Source organism: Idiomarina sp. UBA4206 (assembly GCF_002383015.1).
Classification (GTDB): Bacteria; Pseudomonadota; Gammaproteobacteria; order Enterobacterales; family Alteromonadaceae; genus Idiomarina; species Idiomarina abyssalis.
In genome coordinates this window covers 6,426-7,305 of the sequence record NZ_DFTS01000069.1, presented here as the reverse complement: position 1 = coordinate 7,305, position 880 = coordinate 6,426, and the positions used below count along the sequence as shown (strand labels likewise).

Genomic DNA, 880 nt, shown 5'->3' with positions numbered 1-880 from the left:
AGCTGTGATTATTGCCTCATTGCTTATTTTAAGTGCTGAGGCCAGCTTCGCTGGTGTCAGTGCCCTGGTAAAATACATCAGTAAAGACCAACCTTTTGAGCAACTGGTCTTTTTTCGGAACCTGACCGCTTTTCTTGTACTGCTCCCCTGGCTATGGCGCAAGGGAGCCGGCAACCTAAAAACACAGCGCTTAAGACTGCACCTTGTTCGTGGCGCCGCAGGCATAGCGGCAATGTATTTGTTCTTCTATGCCATTGCCACTATCCCGTTAGCGCAGGCCACATTGGTGCTGTTGCTATCACCCTTTTTAATTCCGGTTATCGGCTGGCTCTGGCTACGCGACTATGTAGCCCGACAGACCTGGCTGGCTATAGCACTGGGTTTCATTGGTGTTTTCATATTTCTTGACCCCATGAACAGCGAACTCTCTCCGGTTATTGGATTAGCCTTTTTGGCGGCTGCATTAGCTGCATTCACGAAAACTGTCATTCGGCGTATGTCTGACACCGAGTCGACAAGTAAAATCGTGTTCTATTTTTCTACTCTGGCCACAATCGCATCGGGCATTCCTTTACTATGGCTATGGCAGCCTATACCCACACAACACTGGGTTGGGGTTATTGCTATGGGCCTGCTTGCTGTTTACGGCCAGTTAGCAATGACCAAAGCGTTTTCCATAGCCCCACCGGCTAAAGTTGGGGTGTTTACCTACAGCTCAGTTCTATTTGCGGCATTGCTGGGTTACTGGCTGTTCGGGGAAGAACTTGCCTGGCACATGTTATGGGGTGCGTTAATCATTGTTGTTGCAGGCTATTTTGCTATTCGAACGCGGCGCAAAAGTTAATCATTTCAAACTTGGCAATCTGCTCCAATACGCGAT

Annotated in this window: 1 protein-coding gene; it reads left to right on the top strand. The window is 48.8% G+C overall.

Annotated features, from left to right (window positions below; genetic code table 11):
• The coding region (locus B3180_RS13865) for a DMT family transporter (RefSeq protein ID WP_286845094.1) at positions 1-844 on the top strand (844 nt) is incomplete at its 5' end.
• Positions 845-880 lie beyond the last annotated feature (36 nt).